This window comes from Hydrocoleum sp. CS-953, assembly GCF_002260545.1.
Classification (GTDB): domain Bacteria; phylum Cyanobacteriota; class Cyanobacteriia; order Cyanobacteriales; family Microcoleaceae; genus Trichodesmium.
Map to the genome: position 1 here is coordinate 1 of NZ_LGSU01000065.1, position 1,857 is coordinate 1,857.

The window sequence follows — 1,857 nt, forward strand, 5'->3', positions numbered from 1 at the left end:
TCAAGAGAAACAATGAATTTATTTTCCTTTTATTCAATCCAATCCGTTTTAGTGAGAGGTAATTATCAATTATCAATTATCCATTATCCATTATCCATTATTGAATTCCTTTCCCGCAACTTCAACAATATTTGATCATGCACTTCCCGCGTAATTGGATATAAATAAGCTAACAATAATCCAACTATTAAAAATATAGTAGGTAAAGGACCTATCGCTACCCGAACTGCTAAAAGTGCTGACTCTGGTTGAGTAGGTGGAGCTTCTCCAGGAATAGTTTCAATAAATCCAGCAATATCTAAAGCTAATCCTACCAAAAACAAACCAATAGCTAATCCTATCTTTTGCAAAAAAACCATAAAAGAATAAAAAATTCCTTCCCTTCTTTTCCCTGTATTTAACTCATCTAAATCAATAACATCTGGTATCATNTTCAATAAATCCAGCAATATCTAAAGCTAATCCTACCAAAAACAAACCAATAGCTAATCCTATCTTTTGCAAAAAAACCATAAAAGAATAAAAAATTCCTTCCCTTCTTTTCCCTGTATTTAACTCATCTAAATCAATAACATCTGGTATCATTGACCAAGGAACTAAATAAGCAGTTGATACTCCAAAACCTGCCATTACTGCCAAAAAATACATCAAACTAACTTGTCCTGGTTGGATAAAAAATAATCCACCCTGAGCAATTATCCATAAACAAAGACCCATAAAATAAACGGCTTTTTTACCAACCTTTTTACTAACAAAACTCCAGACAAATAACATAATTAAAGCAGTACCTTGAACAGCGATCGCTACTTGAGGAAAAGTTGCTTCTGGTAGCCCCATCCAGTTAATTACAAAGTAAGGCAAAATTGAAGCTGTTAATTGTACTCCCAACCAAGAACACAAATAAATTCCAATCACAAATAGAAACGGACCATTACTAAAAGCTATACGAATTTGTTCAACAATTGGTAAATTAGTATTATTATCTTCTTCCTGTTGTCTATTATGAGAAAGTGTGCGTTTTCGAGTACCAAAAAAACACCAATATATAGGTAAAACAGCAATTATCGCACAGACTATACCTAACACTAAATATTGTTGAATAGGATTATCTTTGAAAATAGAAAAAATTAATTGAGCAATAACCAAAGAAAGAATACTACCACCAATAGAAAATGCAAACCTAAAACTATTTAAACTGGTACGTTCATTGTAATCTTGTGTCAGTTCTGGAGTTAGAGCAGCGTAGGGTAAATTAACAATAGTATAAGCAAGATTAAATAAAACAGCAATTACTACATAATACCAAAATAAAACTGATTGATTAGTAGTAGGAACTATCCACTGTAAAAAGAATAAAAGACCAAAAGGAATAGCACCAAAAACCATCCAAGGATAACGTCTACCCCAAGGATGAACAGTGCGATCGCTCATTACTCCAATAATTGGATCGTTAATAGCATCAGAAATTTTCCCAATCATCAAAATACTACCTGCAATACCAGCAGGTAAACCAGCAACATTAGTGAAGAAATATAGCAAGAAAAATACCTGAACATTAGCACACATAGCTGGACCTAAATCTCCAGCACCATAAGCTAATTTTGTCCAAAAGTTAAGTTTTTCAGTTTCAATATAATTATTATTCATTATTTATTAATTAATAAAAATACACTATAGAAGCCTTATAGTATCTCCGCAAAGGTAAGGGTTTTTGCCAAAGGAGTCAGGAGTCAGGAGTCAGGAGATGGAGAATTATAGAATAGAAGAAAAAAGAGGTAATTATCAATTATCAATTATCCATTATCCATTAATGAAACCTCTCCTAATTTTTACAGATATGTGTAGTGATTATTATAC

1 protein-coding gene and 1 pseudogene are annotated in these 1,857 nt (G+C 32.2%); both read right to left on the reverse strand.

The features are described from left to right. Positions 1 to 83: 83 nt before the first annotated feature. Positions 84 to 431, reverse strand: a 348-nt coding sequence (locus tag AFK68_RS00380) for an MFS transporter (protein ID WP_210407146.1), incomplete at its 5' end; no start/stop codon positions are given. Between the two features lies 1 nt (position 432). Continuing rightward, positions 433 to 1,647 (reverse strand): annotated as a pseudogene (locus AFK68_RS00385) (MFS transporter); the annotation flags it as partial. Positions 1,648 to 1,857: the final 210 nt, after the last annotated feature.